Annotated in this window: 15 protein-coding genes, 2 tRNA genes and 1 pseudogene; 11 read left to right on the forward strand and 7 right to left on the reverse strand. The window is 70.8% G+C overall.

What is annotated here, in order from left to right:
• Nucleotides 1-81: 81 nt before the first annotated feature.
• Nucleotides 82-984: a myo-inosose-2 dehydratase gene (iolE, locus tag QM699_RS13120; protein WP_415011545.1), complete on the reverse strand. Its 903-nt coding sequence runs from the start codon at nt 982-984 to the stop codon at nt 82-84.
• A gap of 126 nt (nt 985-1110) precedes the next feature.
• On the opposite strand from iolE, the gene QM699_RS13125 reads away from it, so the two are divergent.
• A complete protein-coding gene (locus tag QM699_RS13125) occupies nt 1111-2232 on the forward strand; it encodes a Gfo/Idh/MocA family protein (protein ID WP_415011546.1) in 1122 nt (373 codons plus the stop codon).
• 409 nt (nt 2233-2641) lie between these two features.
• Here the strand turns inward: QM699_RS13125 and QM699_RS13130 are convergent, their stop codons facing one another.
• Nucleotides 2642-2908 carry a DUF2312 domain-containing protein gene (locus QM699_RS13130; RefSeq protein ID WP_415011547.1) on the reverse strand — a complete coding sequence of 89 codons (267 nt, stop codon included), beginning with the start codon at nt 2906-2908 and terminating at the stop codon, nt 2642-2644.
• A 110-nt stretch (nt 2909-3018) separates the two neighbouring features.
• Between QM699_RS13130 and QM699_RS13135 the strand changes: the two genes are divergently transcribed.
• The 6 genes and pseudogenes from QM699_RS13135 to QM699_RS13160 all read left to right on the forward strand — a co-directional run bounded on the left by QM699_RS13135 (nt 3019) and on the right by QM699_RS13160 (nt 6983).
• A complete protein-coding gene (locus QM699_RS13135) occupies nt 3019-3231 on the forward strand; it encodes a hypothetical protein (protein WP_415011548.1) in 213 nt (70 codons plus the stop codon).
• A gap of 230 nt (nt 3232-3461) precedes the next feature.
• Nucleotides 3462-5069, forward strand: coding sequence for a peptide chain release factor 3 (locus QM699_RS13140; protein WP_415011549.1), 1608 nt, complete (start codon nt 3462-3464; stop codon nt 5067-5069).
• Between the two features lie 51 nt (nt 5070-5120).
• Nucleotides 5121-5396 (forward strand): annotated as a pseudogene (locus tag QM699_RS13145) (AAA family ATPase); the annotation flags it as partial.
• A gap of 109 nt (nt 5397-5505) precedes the next feature.
• Entirely contained in the window at nt 5506-5742 is a 237-nt protein-coding gene (locus QM699_RS13150; RefSeq protein WP_415011550.1) for a hypothetical protein, read from the forward strand.
• 12 nt (nt 5743-5754) lie between these two features.
• Nucleotides 5755-6534 carry an SDR family oxidoreductase gene (locus tag QM699_RS13155; protein WP_415011551.1) on the forward strand — a complete coding sequence of 260 codons (780 nt, stop codon included), beginning with the start codon at nt 5755-5757 and terminating at the stop codon, nt 6532-6534.
• Between the two features lie 5 nt (nt 6535-6539).
• Nucleotides 6540-6983 carry a YaiI/YqxD family protein gene (locus QM699_RS13160; RefSeq protein ID WP_415012756.1) on the forward strand — a complete coding sequence of 148 codons (444 nt, stop codon included), beginning with the start codon at nt 6540-6542 and terminating at the stop codon, nt 6981-6983.
• 216 nt (nt 6984-7199) lie between these two features.
• On the opposite strand, the gene QM699_RS13165 is transcribed toward QM699_RS13160, so the two are convergent.
• Together QM699_RS13165 and QM699_RS13170 are read right to left on the reverse strand one after the other, a co-directional pair.
• Nucleotides 7200-7985, reverse strand: coding sequence for a DUF72 domain-containing protein (locus QM699_RS13165; RefSeq protein ID WP_415011552.1), 786 nt, complete (start codon nt 7983-7985; stop codon nt 7200-7202).
• Entirely contained in the window at nt 7982-9118 is a 1137-nt protein-coding gene (locus QM699_RS13170; protein ID WP_415011553.1) for a fumarylacetoacetate hydrolase family protein, read from the reverse strand. Before QM699_RS13170 ends, QM699_RS13165 begins: the two co-directional genes overlap by 4 nt.
• 180 nt (nt 9119-9298) lie before the next feature.
• Between QM699_RS13170 and QM699_RS13175 the strand changes: the two genes are divergently transcribed.
• Nucleotides 9299-10948 carry an FAD-dependent oxidoreductase gene (locus QM699_RS13175; RefSeq protein WP_415011554.1) on the forward strand — a complete coding sequence of 550 codons (1650 nt, stop codon included), beginning with the start codon at nt 9299-9301 and terminating at the stop codon, nt 10946-10948.
• Nucleotides 10949-10955: 7 nt separating this feature from the next.
• Here QM699_RS13175 and QM699_RS13180 read toward each other — a convergent pair.
• A tRNA-Thr gene (locus QM699_RS13180) sits at nt 10956-11030 on the reverse strand.
• Nucleotides 11031-11148: 118 nt separating this feature from the next.
• Between QM699_RS13180 and QM699_RS13185 the strand changes: the two genes are divergently transcribed.
• A tRNA-Leu gene (locus QM699_RS13185) sits at nt 11149-11232 on the forward strand.
• Between the two features lie 43 nt (nt 11233-11275).
• On the opposite strand, the gene QM699_RS13190 is transcribed toward QM699_RS13185, so the two are convergent.
• Together QM699_RS13190 and QM699_RS13195 are read right to left on the reverse strand one after the other, a co-directional pair.
• Nucleotides 11276-12178, reverse strand: a complete 903-nt coding sequence (locus QM699_RS13190; RefSeq protein ID WP_415011555.1) for a GntR family transcriptional regulator — start codon at nt 12176-12178, stop codon at nt 11276-11278.
• A 142-nt stretch (nt 12179-12320) separates the two neighbouring features.
• The gene (locus tag QM699_RS13195) at nt 12321-13337 is read right to left on the reverse strand and encodes a DUF6635 family protein (RefSeq protein ID WP_415011556.1); all 1017 of its coding nucleotides are present in this window, start codon (nt 13335-13337) and stop codon (nt 12321-12323) included.
• A gap of 112 nt (nt 13338-13449) precedes the next feature.
• On the opposite strand from QM699_RS13195, the gene QM699_RS13200 reads away from it, so the two are divergent.
• Together QM699_RS13200 and QM699_RS13205 are read left to right on the forward strand one after the other, a co-directional pair.
• Nucleotides 13450-14220, forward strand: coding sequence for an alpha/beta hydrolase (locus QM699_RS13200; protein WP_415011557.1), 771 nt, complete (start codon nt 13450-13452; stop codon nt 14218-14220).
• Between the two features lie 84 nt (nt 14221-14304).
• Nucleotides 14305-15423, forward strand: coding sequence for an MraY family glycosyltransferase (locus tag QM699_RS13205; RefSeq protein WP_415011558.1), 1119 nt, complete (start codon nt 14305-14307; stop codon nt 15421-15423).
• Nucleotides 15424-15439: the final 16 nt, after the last annotated feature.

The raw sequence follows: 15439 nt of genomic DNA on the forward strand, positions 1-15439 counted from the left end.
TACCGCACGTCCGCCGCGAGGATTAGCCCCCGCGCCGGACGATCACTGCGCACGGATCGGCACCAATCGGCCGCCGGTCTCTCAAGCGGCGACCACCTCGTATCCGGCCGCGTCCATCACCCGCAGCAGCTCCTTGTGGCCGACCTTGGCCATCTCGAGCGGCGGCGAGACCTTCGGATCCTGCTCCGCCTCGACGACGAACCAGCCTTCGTAGCCGTAGCCTGCGAGCTTCTTCACGATCGCCTCGAAGTCGAGGCTGCCGTCGCCCGGCACGGTGAAGGCGCCCTTCACCACCGCGTCGAGAAAGCTCTCGCGGCTGCGGTCGAGGCCGTCGATCACCGCCTTGCGCACGTCCTTGGTGTGGACGTGGCTGATCCGGGCGTGGTGGTTGTCGATCACCCGCAGCACGTCGCCGCCGGCAAACGCCATGTGCCCGGCATCGTAGAGCAGCGGGATGCCCGCGCCCGAGTGCTTCATGAACAGGTCGAGCTCCGCCTCGGTCTCGATCGCCGCCGCCATGTGGTGGTGATAGCTGAGCGGCATCCCCTGCTCGGCGCACCACTCGCCGAAGGCGGTCATCTTGCGGGCGTAGACCTTGATCTCGTCCTCGGACAGCTTCGGCTTGGTCGCGAGCGGCTTCGAGCGGTCGCCCTGGATCGAGCGCGCGGTCTCGCCATAGACGATGCAGGGCGCGTTCATCGCCTTGAAGAGCGCCATCTGGCCGGCGATCCGCTCCTTCTCCACCTCGATGTCGCCGTCGAGCAGCAGGCCGGAGAACCAGCCGCCGCACACCGAAATCCCGTACGTCCCGAGGATCGGCCCCAGCTCCCTCGGGTCGAGCGGAAAGCGCCGGCCGGTCTCCATGCCGGTGAAGCCCGCGACGCTCGCCTGCCGCAGGCATTCCTCAAGGCTCACGTCGTCGGAGAGCTCCGCCAGATCGTCGTTCCACCACGCGATCGGCGCGATGCCGAGCTTCGCCTTCATCCCTCTTCCCTCCGGTTCCGCGGGCGATTCCGCTGCCCGCTGTTTAAGCAATCCCGATTGACAGCACAACAATTCTGAATGATACGCATCATGGAATATTTATTCCTTTCGGGAGGGGAAGGCGCGATGGGCAAGCCCGTGCTGAACGTAGGACTGATCGGAACCGGGTTCATGGGCAAGACCCACACCTTCGGGTTTGCCGCCGCGAGCCGGGTGTTCGACCTCCCCTTCGAGGTGGTGCTCCACACCGTCGCCGACCGCACCGAGGACCTCGGCCGGGCGGCGGCGCAGAGCCTCGGCTTCCGCCACGGCACCGGCGACTGGCGGCGCCTCGTCGCCGATCCCGAAATCCACCTCGTCGACGTGACGACGCCGAACGCCTTCCACAAGGAGATGTCGCTCGCGGGCCTCGCCGCCGGCAAGCATGTCTACTGCGAGAAGCCGTTGGCGCCGCTCGCTTCCGAGGCGCGCGAGATGGCCGACGCCGCCGACCTGTCGGGCACGAAGACCCAGGTCGGCTTCAACTATCTCTGCAACCCGATGATCGGCCTCGCCCGCGAGATGATCGAGGCCGGAGAGCTGGGCGAGATCCGCACCTTCCGCGGCATCCACGCCGAGGACTACATGACCGACGCGGGCCACCCCTACAGCTTCCGCAACGATCCGGTCGGCGGCGGCGTGGCGGCCGACCTCGGCAGCCATATCCTCGCCACCGCCGAGCACCTGATGGGCCCGATCGCGCAGGTGCTGGGCGACGCGGTGACGGCGATCGCCACCCGACCCGACGGCAAGGGCGGCAGCCTGCCGGTCGCGACCGACGACGTGACCCGCGCCTTCCTGCGCTTCGAGAACGGCGCCACCGGCTCGATCGAGGCGAGCTGGATCGCCAACGGCCGCAAAATGCAGCACGACTTCGAGATCTACGGCTCCAAGGGCGGGCTGATCTTCAGCCAGGAACGCTTCAACGAACTGCACTTCTACCGCAGCGAGGACCCCGCCGGCCGCCAGGGTTTCCGCCGGATCGAGGCCGGGCCGGCGCATCCGCCCTACGGGCTCTTCTGCGTGGCGCCGGGCCACCAGCTCGGCTTCAACGACCTGAAGGCGATCGAGGTCGCGCGCTATCTCGACGCCATCGCCGGCACGGCGCCGGAACCGTTCAACTTCCGCAAGGGCCTGCATATCCAGGAGCTGGTCGAGACGATCCTGCGCTCGAGCCGCGAGGCCCGCTGGCTGTCGCCGGCGGCCTGACGCCCGGGGCGCCTACCCCCGCCGAACCCCGGGGCCCGGACGGAAAAAGGGCGCGAGACCTGCACGCCCCGCGCCCCGAATACCGTCCACAACTCACCCTCGCCAACACTTCGCGGCAGCCACCAAGGCCGCCCGGCCATCCCTCCCCGCACATCCGTCACCGGCAGCGGGGCAAAGCCGCCATTCTCTTCCGGGCACACCCGACAACCTGCCAGGTCTCGCACTGTCGAACCACAATCCGACACTGGCCGTATGCGAGCATTCTTTCGCAACTGCACACAAAATTCAAGCGCGATTCTGTTGGTTGGGGCGCAAAAGCGAAAAAAGACGAATGCGTGACGATATAGGCACCAGATCGCCGGAAACTGGCGGGGAATCACGCACGATCCCCGACCGTAGCGCCCCGCCGTCACATGCCGAGCGCCTGCTTGTAGAGTTCGAGGATGGCCTCTTCCTCACTGACGTCGGAGCTGTCCCGCTTGCGCAGTGCGATCAGCTTCTTCAGCACCTTGACGTCATAGCCCCGCGCACGCGCCTCGGCCATGACCTCCTTCATCTGGTCGGCGATGTCCTTCCGCTCGGACTCCAGCCGCTCGTAGCGTTCGACGAACTGCCGCAGCTCTCCCGCCGTCACCTTGTAGCGATCGCTCGCCTCGTCCTCGACGATCTCGTCCATCTTCGCTCTCGTTCCTGCCTCTGCGCGAGCCGCGGACCCTATCCCCGGCCCCGGCCGGCATCAAGCCGACGCCTTGCGCCAGCGGGTGCCCGCAGGCTAGAGGAAGCGTCATGCACCTCCTCGCCCCTCTCGGCCTCGTTCTGACCCTCGCCGGCCTCTTCGGCCTCGGCGCCTGCATCTGGCGCGGCGTGCGGATCCGCCGCTCGGCGCTGCCGCCGGCCGAGGTCCACGCCGCGCTCCACCGGCTCATCGCGCTCAACCTCGCCTCGGTCGGCGCCGCGGCCATCGGCCTCGGCCTGCTGGTCGTCGGACTGGTGCTCTGAGCTTCACCGCTCCGTAACGCCCGCCGGCCTGCCGGCGCGGTACAGGCGGGAGCGCCGATGACCGCGCAAGGGGAAGGCGCCCTGCCGCGCGGCGGGGCGTCTTTTCCCTCTCCCCCGAGCGCTTCGCGGTTCCACAGGTCGGCTGCCTCCGGCGGAAGGCTTCTGCCCTCTCGATCCGCGCGCCGGCCGGCATCTTCCCCCCGCGCCGGCGCGGGGCTATATCGCGGCCCATGCTCGACCGCACCGCCAACACGCCCCCGCTCCCGCCGGAAGTCGCCCGCAGGCGCACCTTCGCCATCATCTCGCACCCGGACGCCGGCAAGACGACGCTGACGGAAAAGTTCCTGCTCTACGGCGGCGCCATCCAGATGGCCGGCCAGGTCCGCGCCAAGGGCGAGGCGCGGCGCACCCGGTCGGACTTCATGAAGCTGGAGCAGGAGCGCGGCATCTCCGTCTCCGCCTCGGCCATGTCGTTCCCGTTCCGGGACTGGTGGTTCAACCTCGTCGACACGCCGGGCCACTCGGACTTCTCCGAAGACACCTATCGCACGCTCACCGCCGTCGATGCCGCGGTGATGGTGATCGACGGCGCGAAGGGCGTCGAGAGCCAGACCCGCAAGCTCTTCGAGGTCTGCCGGATGCGGGATCTGCCGATCCTGACCTTCTGCAACAAGATGGACCGCGAGGCCCGCGACACCTTCGAGATCATCGACGAGATCCAGCAGGAGCTTCAGCTCGACGTCTGCCCGGCATCGTGGCCCATCGGCCAGGGGCGGGAGTTCCTCGGCTGCTACGACATGCTGAACGACCGGCTCGAACTCATGGACCGCGCCGACCGCAACAAGCGGGCCGAGAGCGTCAAGATGCAGGGCCTCGACGACCCGGCGATGGCCGAGCACATCCCGGCCGACCTCCTCGCCACCCTGCGCGAGGAGGTGGCGATGGCCCGCGAGCTGCTGCCCGCCTTCGACCACCAGGCGATGCTCGACGGCAACCTCTCGCCGATCTGGTTCGGCTCGGCGATCAACTCCTTCGGCGTGCAGGAGCTGATGGCCGGCATCGGCGCCTTCGGGCCCGCCCCGGGCGTCGCCCCGGCCGAGCCCCGCACGGTCGGCGCGTGGGAGACGCCCGTCACCGGCTTCGTCTTCAAGGTTCAGGCCAACATGGACCCGAAGCACCGCGACCGCGTCGCCTTCGTCCGCCTCTGCTCCGGTCACTTCCAGCGCGGCATGAAGCTGCAGCACGTGCGCACGGCCAAGCCCATGGCGATCTCGAACCCGGTGCTCTTCCTCGCCGCCGACCGCGAGATCGCCGAGGATGCCGTCGCCGGCGACATCATCGGCATCCCGAACCACGGCCAGCTCCGCATCGGCGACGCGCTGACCGAGGGCGAGGCGCTGCGCTTCACCGGCATCCCGTCGTTCGCGCCCGAGCTGCTGCAGGCGGTGCGCGCCGCCGACCCGATGAAGGCGAAGCACCTCGAGAAGGCACTGACCCAGTTCGCCGAGGAGGGCGCCTCGAAGCTCTTCAAGCCCGCCTTCGGCTCCGGCTGGATCGTCGGCGTCGTCGGACCGCTGCAGTTCGACGTGCTCGCCTCCCGCATCGAGCAGGAATACGGCCTGCCCGTCCGATTCGAGCCGACGCAGTTCACCTCGGCCCGCTGGCTGTCCGGCCCGCGCGAGAAGATCGACGAGTTCACCAAGGCGAACCGCGGCCACATGGCCGAGGACCACGACGGCGACCCGGTCTACATGACCCGCCTGCAATGGGACATCGACCGGGTGGGCCGCGACTGGCCGGACCTGCGGCTGACGGCGACGAAGGAGACGATGGCTTAACGCGCGCAGCCCGAGCCGCTAGGCTCGGACGAAAACAGGGGGACGCGCCGGATGAAGTCGATCCTGATCGCCAACCGCAAGGGCGGCTGCGGCAAGACCATGGTGGCGATCACGCTGGCCGCCGCCCTCGCCCGGCGGGGCGGCGCGGTCGGCCTCGCCGACGCCGATCCGCAGAAGTCCTCGCTGCGCTGGCTGAAGCACCGCCCCGACACCGCCGCGCCGATCCGCGCCATCGACTGGACCGACCCGGCGGATTTCGGCGAGGCGCCGAAGAAGCTCGACTGGCTGGTGATCGACGCTCCCGGCGCGCTGACCGGCGAGCGGGCCGAGGCGCTGGTCGCGGAGGCCGAGGCGGTGGTGACGCCAGTGCTGCCCTCGGTGTTCGACGTCGAACTCGACGCGGAAGTTCCTCAAGGAGATCGAGCACGTCAAGCGCGTGCGAAAGGGCAAGGTCGGCGTCAGCCTGATCGCCAACCGCACCCGCGCAGGCAAGGGCAGCGATCGGCTCGGCGCCTTCTTCGAAAAGCTCGGGCAGGAGCCGCTCACCTGGATCACCGAGCGCACCGCCTATCCCGAACTCGCGGCGCTGGGCCTCGCGATCTACGACAAGCCGCAGAAGCTCTACGAGCCGCTGAAGGCGCAGTGGGCCCCGGTGCTCGCCGCGATCGACTGAAGGAGACGAACCATGGACCTCGGAATCCGCGGCAAGCGTGCCATCGTCTGCGCCGCCTCGAAGGGCCTCGGCCGCGGCTGCGCCGAGGCGCTGGCGGGCGAAGGCGTCGATCTCGTCCTCAACGCCCGCGGCGCCGACGCGCTCGAGACGACGGCCGCGGCGATCCGCGCGGCGCACGGCGTCGAGGTGACGACCGTCGCCGGCGACATCACCACCGAGCCGGTGCGCGCCGCCGTCCTCGCCGCCGCGGGCGCGGCCGACATCCTCGTGACCAACGCGGGCGGCCCGCCCCCCGGCCTCTGGTCGGGCTGGGGCCGCGACGACTTCCTCCGCGCGATCGACGCCAACATGCTGACGCCGATCGCGCTGATGCAGGGCGTGCTGCCCGGCATGATCGCGCGGCGCTGGGGGCGGATCGTCAACATCACCTCCGCCGCCGTCCGTTCGCCGGTGCCGGTGCTCGGCCTCTCCAACACCGCCCGCACCGGCCTCACCGGCTTCGTCGCCGGCACCAGCCGGCAGGTCGCGCCGGACGGCGTCGTCATCAACAACCTGCTGCCCGGCATCCACGACACCGACCGCGCCACCGCGCTCGACACCGGCGTCTCCCGAACCGAGGGCATCGGCATCGACGCGGCCCGTCGAAACCGCGAGGCGACGATCCCGGCCCGCCGCTACGGCACGCCGGCCGAGTTCGGCGCCGCCTGCGCCTTCCTCTGCTCGCAGCATGCGGGCTTCATCATCGGCCAGAACCTGCTGCTCGACGGCGGCGCCTTCAACGCGACGATGTGAGCCCGATGCTCTACGTCGACGCCGATGCCTGTCCGGTCCGCGACGAGGCGCTGAAGGTCGCCGAACGCTACGGCATCGCGGTGGTCTACGTGACGAACGGCGGCCTGCGGCCCTCGCGCCACCCGCTCGCGCGGATCCAGATGGTGCCGGAGGGCGCCGACGCCGCCGACAAGTGGATCGCCGAGCGCGTGGGCCCCGGCGACGTCTGCGTCACCTCCGACGTGCCGCTCGCCGCGCGCGTGGTCGAGGCGGGCGCAACCGCGCTCGCCCCCGACGGCCAGCCGTTCACCGCCGCGAACGTCGGCGCCCGGCTCGCGCTCCGCGACCTGATGGCCGACCTCCGCGCCGCCGACCCGTTCCGCCAGGGCGGCGGCAAGCCCTTTAGCCCCGCCGACCGCTCGCGCTTCCTCGACGCGCTCGACCGCCTGCTGCGCCCCGGAAGAGCCTGACCCCGGTCCGCGCGCGCGGCACAGGTATTCATACTGGCAGAAACCCTATCGGGCAGTCGCAGGGGCCCCGCCCACAGGCGGGGAGAAAGAAAGACTCGCCGCGCAACGGCGCGGCCTCCTGAGGGACGGACCGCAACGGCGGCCTGTCACGTAGCGCCGGCCGAGCGGGAGCCCCCAAAGGGCTCCCCGAGGGCGGCGCTCCCCCCCCCGCCGGGCTCAGAGCCGTTCGAGCAAGGCCATCGCCGCGGCCGGATTGCGGACTTTCCCGCCCGAGATCACATAGAGGAACACGTCGCGCGCGCCGGCCTCGACCGGGGCCAGCAGCGGCAGGCCCTCCGGCGCCCGGCCCGCCGCCAGCGCGGTCGCCCGACCCGCCCAGGCGTCGAGGGAAGCCGCGGGATAGCCCTGCGGCTCAGCCTCGTCGGTCCCCATGATCCGGGCGTAGACAAAGGGCGCGGTCGCGTCCCAGATGGCCGGATACACGCTGTCCCCGGCCGCCACGATCGCGACGCCATGCGCCCGTGCGAGCGCCAGCACCTCCGGCACGGCAAAGCTCGGATGCCGCACCTCGACCGCGTGCCGGACCGCCCGCCCCTCCACCTCCCGCGGCAGCAGCGCGAGAAAGGCGGCGAAGTCCTCAGGGTCGAACTTCTTCGTCGCCGCGAACTGCCAGTTGATCGGCCCGAGCTTTTCCTTCAGCTCCAGCACCCCGGTGCCGAAGAACCGCTCGACCGACTCGCCCGCCTCGGCCAGCACCCGGCGGTTGGTGGCGAACCGCGGCCCCTTCAGCGCGAAGACGAAGTCCTCCGGCGTCTCGTCGTACCACTTCCGGAAGCTCGCCGGCTTCTGCGAGCCGTAGAACGTGCCGTTCACCTCGATCGTCGTCAGCTTGCGGCTGGCGTACTCGAGTTCGCGCTTCTGGGTCAGACCGTCGGGATAGAACGTGCCGCGCCATGGCTCGAACACCCAGCCGCCGATGCCGACCCGCACCCGGCCGCTCATGCGAGCAGACCGCGCCGGGCGAGGTTGCGCATCAGCGCGGCCGCGCCGAAGGTCCATTCCGGCGCCTCGGTCGACAGCGCCACGGTGTTCACCAGCGCCCCGAGCCCAGGGGCGGCGATCGTCACCACGTCGCCGACGTGGTGGGTGAATCCCTGCCCCGGCGCGTCGCGGTCCTCGATCGGCGCAAACATCGTGCCGAGGAACAGCATGAATCCGTCGGGGTACTGGTGGTGCCGCCCGATCGTCTGCGCCACCAGATCGGCCGGATCGCGGCTGATCTCGCGCATCGACGAACGCCCGCCCAGGGTGAAGCCGTCCGCCCCCTGCACCGTCATTGTCAGCTCGGCCCGCCGGACGTCGTCGAGCGAGAAGCTGGCGTCGAACAGCCGGATCATCGGTCCGACGGCACAGGCGGCGTTGTTGTCCTTGGCCTTGCCGAGCAGCAGCGCCGAGCGGCCCTCGACATCGCGCAGGTTCACATCGTTGCCGAGAGTCGCGCCGAGGATGCGGCCCCGGCTCGACACCGCCAGCACCACCTCCGGCTCGGGGTTGTTCCAGCGGGATATCGGATGCAGGCCCACCTGGGCGCCGAAGCCGACCGACGACAGCGGCTGCGCCTTGGTGAAGACCTCCGCGTCCGGGCCGATGCCGACCTCCAGGTACTGGCTCCACAGCCCCTCGCCGATCAGCGCCGCCTTCGCCGCCGCCGCCTCGTCGCTGCCCGGCCGGATGTCGCGCAGAGACGCGCCGATCAGCGTGGAAAGCCGGCCGCGCAGCGACTCCGCCCGGGCCGGATCGCCGGCCGCCCGTTCCTCGATCACCCGTTCCAGCAAGGACCGCGCAAAGGTCACGCCGCAGGCCTTCACCGCCTGCAGGTCGCACGGTGCGAGCAGCCGCCCGGCGGCCGCAACCTCGTCGAGCGCCCCGACCGGCCGCCCCGGCGCGGCGGCGAGCCACGCGGCCGGATCGTCGCGCTCGAGCAGGTCGCGCACGGTCGGCACCTCCGGGCAGGTCACATCGACCAGTCCTCCGGCGCGCAGCGTCACCACCGCGGGGCCTTCGGCCTTCTCGTCCCACATCCGCCCGACCCAGAGGCCGTCCTGGCCCTCTCCGTGCGGCAACGGCCCGGTCATCGTGTCACTCCTCCCTGATGCCGCCTGGTCCGCCGGCGGCTTGCGTTGCACGATACCCTCGGGCACCGCCGCATCAAGCCATCAATCGCGACGCGGCGACTGGCCCTCGCCCCCGCCGCATGCAAAGGTCCGCGGCAACGCCGGCCGCGATCGACGGCCGGCACGACCGGGGAGGAACGAATGAGCGCGAGCGGGCAGACCCGTATCCTCGTGCTCGGAGGCGGTTTCGCGGGCATGTTCGCGGCCCGCGAGCTGCGGCGCCAGCTCGGCGCGCACGCGGAGATCGAGCTCATCAACGACGTCAACTACTTCGTCTTCCAGCCGCTCCTGCCCGAGGTCGCCGCCGGCAGCATCTCGATCCGCGACGCGGTCTCGCCGCTCCGCCGGCTGCTCCCCGGCGTGCGGGTGCGCCAGGCGCAGATCTACGACATCGACCTCGCCCGCAAGGTGGTGGTGATCTTCCAGGGCGTGCAGAGGCGCTATGTGGAGGTCGGCTATGACCACCTCGTGCTCGCGCTGGGGCAGGAGATCGACCTCAGCCGCATTCCCGGGCTCGCCGCGCACGCGCTGACCATGAAGGCCCTGGGCGACGCCATGGCGCTGCGCAACCACGTCATCGACAAGCTCGAGCACGCCGACATCACCACCCTGCCCGAGGTCAAGCGCGAGTGCCTGACCTTCACCGTCATCGGCGGCGGCTTTTCCGGCGTCGAGACGGTGGGCGAGATGCGCGACCTGATCTTCGGCTCGCTGCACTTCTATCCGAACATCCGCAAGGACGAGATCCGCGTGCTGCTGATCGAGTTCGCCGACCGGCTGCTCGGCGAGCTGCCCGCCTCTCTCGGCGCCTACGCCCAGTCGTTCTTCGCGAAGCAGGGCATCGAGGTGCTGCTGAAGACCGGCGTGTCGGAGGCGACGGGCACGGCGATCGTCACCACCTCGGGCGAGGTGATCGGCACCCGCACCGTGGTGGCGACGATCGGCAACGCCCCGTCGAAGATGGCAGAAAAGCTGGGCCTGCCGAACGAGCGCGGCCGGATCCGCACCGAGCGGTCGCTGCGCGTCGAGGGGCACCCGGAGATCTGGGCGCTCGGCGACGCGGCGCTGATCCCGCTGGTCGACACCCCCTCGGCCCGGCACGACTATGCCCCGCCCACGGCGCAGTTTGCCGTGCGCGAGGCGCGCCATCTGGCGCGGAACCTGCGTGCGGCCCTCGACGCCCGGGCGCCGGAGCCGTTCCGGTACAAGTCGAAGGGCTCTCTCGCCTCGCTCGGCGCCGGCCGCGGCGTGGCCGAGGTCTTCGGCTGGCGGCTCACCGGGTTTCCCGCATGGGTGCTCTGGCGCACGTACTACCTGAGCTTCGTGCCCGGCTTCGCCACCAAGGCGCGCATCGCCTCGCAGTGGATGCTCGACCTCGTGCTCGGCCGCAGCACGGTCCAGACCGGGAACAAGCCGCCGGAAGGGACGAAGTACCTGCGCTACCGCGCCGGCGACCGGGTGTTCGAGGAAGGCAACCGCGCCGACGGCTTCTACGTCGTGAAGAGCGGCCGATTCGAGCTGACCTGGCGCGATGCCGAGGGCAAGGCCAACCGGCTGGAGATCGGGCCGGACGGACATTTCGGCGAGCGCGCGCTGCTGGTCGAGGGGCTGCGCACCGGCACGGTTCGGGCGATCGAGGATTCCGAGGTGCTGTTCGTCACGGCCCGCGACTTCCAGCGGCTCGCAAGCACCCTGCCGCCGCTGCGCGACTACTTCGGCGGCTATCTCGAGCAGGCGTTCAACCTGCCCGCCACCGCCGCCGGCCAGCCACCCCGCGCCGATGCGGGATGAGGGCGGGTGGTGCCGGCTGTCAGGATTGAACTGACGACCTACCGCTTACAAGGCGGTTGCTCTACCGCTGAGCTAAGCCGGCGCGCAGGCATCTCTAGCGGCAGGACCCTCCGCGATCAACGGCGCGATCTCCCGTGCCCCGCCGCGACGTCGACACCCGCTTGCGGATCGGGGGCCGCCGCGGCTATGGTCCGCGCCGCGCGGGTGTGGCGGAATGGTAGACGCGAGGGTCTCAAACACCCTTTCCGAAAGGAGTGTCGGTTCGAGTCCGACCACCCGCACCATGTCCCGCCTCGGGCGCTTCGGGGCGCCTGACGTCGCCGGAACTCACACCAGGCCATTGCCACGCAGCGAGGATTGCAGCGTCTGCTTCGAGCTGGACAGGTGCCGCAGCGCCGCCGCTTCCGCCGCCGACCCATCGCGGGCGAGCAGGCCGTCGATGATCGCCACGTGCTCGCCGATCGCGACGCCGTTGCGCTGCCGCTCCTCGGTCTTGTCCCACATGTAGTGGTAGTGGAAGATCAGCGCCACAATCTTCTGGAACTCCCGCACGAAACGGTTGCGCACGACGCTGTTCACCGTGGTATGGAAGCGCTCGTCGAGCCGCGAGAAGTCGTGGAAGTCCGTGTCCAGCCGCTCCAGCAGATCGAGGTGATCGCGCCGCAGCGCCTCGAGCCGCTGCCAGACCGGATGCCCCTCGGGCAGCGCGAGCAGGTGCCGGATGGCGTTGAGCTCCAGCACGCCGCGGAACTCCGACAGCTCCAGCGCATAGTCGGCGGTGAACCCGAGCAGGCGCCAGCCGCCCCGCGCCCGCCGCTCGACCAGCCCGGAACGGCTGAGACCGGCGAGGAATTCCTGCAAGGTGTGCGGCGGCACCGCGAATTGCCGCGACAACTGCGCCACGTTGAGCGACGTCCCGGCCGGAACGTCGAAGCGCAGCACCCAGTCGAGGAACCGCGACTCGAGTTCGTCGGCATCCGGCGCCTGCGGCTGCACCGGCAGGCGGTCGGACTCTTCCGGCCGGCGCAGCAGCGTCTTCTCGCGCCCGCGCCAGCGCACGATCCCGGCATCGCTCAGGCGTTGCAGCGCGCCGCGCACGACCGTGCGGCTCACCCCCGCCCGTTCGGCGAGCGCGTTCTCGGCGGGCAGGGCCTGACCCGGCCCCAGCTCCGCGCAGAGGGTCAGCAGCGCGTTGTAGGTCTCGCGAAACCGCCCATCGGTACGCGCCATGCCGTCCCCTTCCCGCCGGCCCCTCCGGGCCGATCGCCGTTCTCCAGAATATCGGCGGCCTGTCCGACGTTTGGAGTCTGAAATCGCAAAAATCAATCGCCGCGACGCCTCCCGCCGCGACGAACGACGGGGAAAGGCGGCGTTACGCCGAGCGGAGGGTGCGGGTGAGGCCGAAGAGCAGGTCGCCGAGATCCATCAGCCGGGCGACATAGAGGTCGTAGGCGACGAAGCCCTTGTGGTCATCGGCGCGAAATCCCGCCTCCAGGCTGTCGACAAGGGCGGCAAGCCGCCGGTGGTGCAGGCCCGCGGCCCGCTGCACCGGGTCGGAGATCATCCCGGCGAAGGCGGTCGCGACCGCGGCCACCCCCATCACCCCCGCGGTGGCCGCGGTGACGAGGCCCGCCGACGCCTGCGCCGGGAACGCGCCGTACCAGAGGCCGCCGGCCGCCGAGCCCAGCGGAAAGCCGGCGATCGCCGAGGACTGCGCCAGCGTGCCGGCCAGCACCGGCCCGAGCGCAAGGGCGCCGGGCGTCGCCTTCTGGAACGCCACGGCGCCGGTGCCGAGGGCGACGAGGCCGGTGGTGATCTCCGCGGCCGCCGCGCGCGTCCCGGTATATCCCGCGAGCGACGCTTCGAGCCGGGCACGAAACGCCGGATCGTCGCCGCGGGCCGCGGCGGCCCGCCCTGCCGCGGCGAGCAGCGCCTGCACCTGCGGATGCGCGAGGATCGCCTCGGCCAGCCCGTCGTCGGCCGAAACCCGCTCCGCGTCGACGAAGGGCAGGCGCAGCAGGTCCGTCATCAGCCGCCAGCGCAGTTCGCCCGCCACGGCGGTCGCAAGGAAAATGTCGCGGTCGAGCCGCCGCGCCAGCCCGGGGCTGCCCAGCCGCCCCGCCGCACCGGACCCGAGCCGCAGCAGGATCTGCGGGACTGACAGCGCGACGTTGGCCGGCGCCTTCAGCAGGTCCCAGCCCACCGCCCGGCGATGCAGCCGCGCGGACCCGGCGATCGAGAAGTTCGCCCGGACGAACGGATCAATCCGCTCGCGGCAACCGGCAAAGTACACGCGGGCTGCGTCGGCCACGATGGCGTCGGCCTCCGCAGGGCCAATGGCCGACCCCACCCCTTCGGCGTCGGTCAGATCGGTTTCCTCATCGCTCACGCCGGACCTCCTTGCGCCCCACGGGAGATGGGGCCGTCCGCCCCCGGCACAAGGGCTCGCCTCTCGACAGCCGGCCGGCGATGCGGCAGGAACGGCACGAGAGGTGGTGCCGATGTCCGAGAAGACCCCGATCCTGTTCCTGCACGGCGCGTTCTCCGGCCCCGAGGTCTGGACCCGCTTCGTCGCGCCGTGGTTCGCCGCCCGCGGCCACCCGGTCGCCGCACCGCGCCTGTCGGATCCGCTCTCGACCCGCCCGGCGCGGCTGCGCGACTACGTGCGCCGGGCGCAGACGGCGTCCGACGCGCTCGGGGCGCCGCCGGTGGTGATCGGCCACTCGCTCGGCGGACTGGTGGGCCAGCACCTCGCCGCGCGCCGGCGCGTCGCGGGCCTCGCGCTGGTCGCTTCGCCCGGGCCGGCGGGGCTCGGGCCGTCGCTCTGGCAGCTCTCGGCCGGCGCGCCCGAGGTGATCGGCGCGCTCATGGTCGCCCAGGCGGGCGGCGGCGCCTTCCTCGGCGTCGAGGCGGTGCGCCGGGCGCTCTTCACCGACGAGACCCCGGACGACTGGATCCGCGACGTGATGCAGCCGCTGACCCAGGAGAGCCCGCTCGTCCTGCTCGACGGCCTGACCTGGGATCTGCCACCCTGGTTCCTGATGCGGCGGATCCCGGTGCTCGGCCTGCTCGGCGACCGCGACGCCTTCGTCCCGGTGACCGATCTCTGGTCCACGGCGCTGGCCTACCGCGCGGAGACCGAGGTGCTGCGCGGCTTCGGCCACGGCCTGCCACTCGATCCGCACTGGAAGTCGCTCGCGTGGCGGTTGAACGCCTGGATCGATGAACGCCGGATCGGCGTCACCGACCGGCAACACTCTGCCGTGCGTTGATGAGCACCCTCGCCTTGGGCGTTGTTTTCGGCTAGAGAACGCTCGTTAACAAGTATAACCCCTTTCGGGCCACGATTTGACGAGATGACTGGGACACACCCCGTCCTGCACATTGCCGAGCTCATTGTCCCCGCCGCGATCGCTGCGGGGCTGACGCTGGCGCTTTGTCTCGTCCTGGTCTGGACACGCGGCTGGCACGGCCACGTCACCAACGACGGCACCCGCGGCGTCCAGAAGTTCCACCTCGTTCCCACGCCGCGGATCGGCGGGCTGGCGCTGGCGCTCGGCTACTGGCTGGCGGTGCCGGCTCTGCCGCACGGCATGCGCGACCCTTGGGTGCTCATCGGCCTCTGCGGTTTGCCCGCGCTCGCCGCCGGCCTCGGCGAGGACCTGACGCGCAAGGTCGGGGTGAAGGCCCGGCTGCTTGCCACCATGGGCGCGGGCGTGCTCTTCGCGCTCGCCACCGGCTACACCATGCATCAGGTCGACCTGCCCGGGGTCGACTGGATCCTGTCGTTCTCGCTGGCGGCGGTGCTCTTCACCGGCTTCGCCATGGGCGGGGTGGCGAACGCCGTCAACATCATCGACGGCTTCAACGGCCTCGCCTCCGGCTCGCTGATGATCATGTTCGCCACCTTCGCCTACGTCGCGCACCGCGTGGGCGACGATCTCGTGTTCTCGCTCGCGCTGGTCTGGGGCGCGCTGGTTCTCGGGTTCTTCCTGGTGAACTTCCCCTTCGGCAAGATTTTCCTCGGCGACGGCGGCGCCTACTTCGCAGGCTTCCTGCTCGCGGCGCTCGGCGTGCTGCTGCCGATGCGCAACCCCGAAGTCTCGTCCTGGAACGCCATCCTGATCTGCGCCTATCCGGTCATCGAGACGCTCGCCTCCATGCGACGCAAGTCGCGCCGCGTCGGCCACAGCGTGGGCCAGCCGGATCGGGTGCATTTCCACATGCTCGCCCACCGCCGCTATGCCCGCCGGCTGGTGCGGGCGCAGCACGCGGCGCACCTGCGCAACCCCGCCACCAGCGTCGTCACCTGGTTCCTGCCGGTGCTGAGCGCCCTCTTCGCCATCCTGTCCTGGGACAGCGCCATCGGCAGCGCGTTCCTGTTCTTCGTCACGGTGTTCGTCTACGGCCAGATCTACCGCGTGATGTCGCTCAACGCCCCGAACCTGCCCCTCGGCCTCGCCCGCCTGCTCTGATCGGGCCCCCTGCCCG

The sequence above is a fragment of the Amaricoccus sp. genome, assembly GCF_047602525.1.
Lineage (GTDB): Bacteria > Pseudomonadota > Alphaproteobacteria > Rhodobacterales > Rhodobacteraceae > Amaricoccus.

Coding starts and splice junctions, on each gene's coding strand:
- iolE (WP_415011545.1), bottom strand. CDS start 984: ATGAAGGCGAAGCTCGGCATCGCGCCGATCGCGTGGTGGAACGACGAT.
- QM699_RS13125 (WP_415011546.1), top strand. CDS start 1,111: ATGGGCAAGCCCGTGCTGAACGTAGGACTGATCGGAACCGGGTTCATG.
- QM699_RS13130 (WP_415011547.1), bottom strand. CDS start 2,908: ATGGACGAGATCGTCGAGGACGAGGCGAGCGATCGCTACAAGGTGACG.
- QM699_RS13135 (WP_415011548.1), top strand. CDS start 3,019: ATGCACCTCCTCGCCCCTCTCGGCCTCGTTCTGACCCTCGCCGGCCTC.
- QM699_RS13140 (WP_415011549.1), top strand. CDS start 3,462: ATGCTCGACCGCACCGCCAACACGCCCCCGCTCCCGCCGGAAGTCGCC.
- QM699_RS13155 (WP_415011551.1), top strand. CDS start 5,755: ATGGACCTCGGAATCCGCGGCAAGCGTGCCATCGTCTGCGCCGCCTCG.
- QM699_RS13160 (WP_415012756.1), top strand. CDS start 6,540: ATGCTCTACGTCGACGCCGATGCCTGTCCGGTCCGCGACGAGGCGCTG.
- QM699_RS13165 (WP_415011552.1), bottom strand. CDS start 7,985: ATGAGCGGCCGGGTGCGGGTCGGCATCGGCGGCTGGGTGTTCGAGCCA.
- QM699_RS13170 (WP_415011553.1), bottom strand. CDS start 9,118: ATGACCGGGCCGTTGCCGCACGGAGAGGGCCAGGACGGCCTCTGGGTC.
- QM699_RS13175 (WP_415011554.1), top strand. CDS start 9,299: ATGAGCGCGAGCGGGCAGACCCGTATCCTCGTGCTCGGAGGCGGTTTC.
- QM699_RS13190 (WP_415011555.1), bottom strand. CDS start 12,178: ATGGCGCGTACCGATGGGCGGTTTCGCGAGACCTACAACGCGCTGCTG.
- QM699_RS13200 (WP_415011557.1), top strand. CDS start 13,450: ATGTCCGAGAAGACCCCGATCCTGTTCCTGCACGGCGCGTTCTCCGGC.
- QM699_RS13205 (WP_415011558.1), top strand. CDS start 14,305: ATGACTGGGACACACCCCGTCCTGCACATTGCCGAGCTCATTGTCCCC.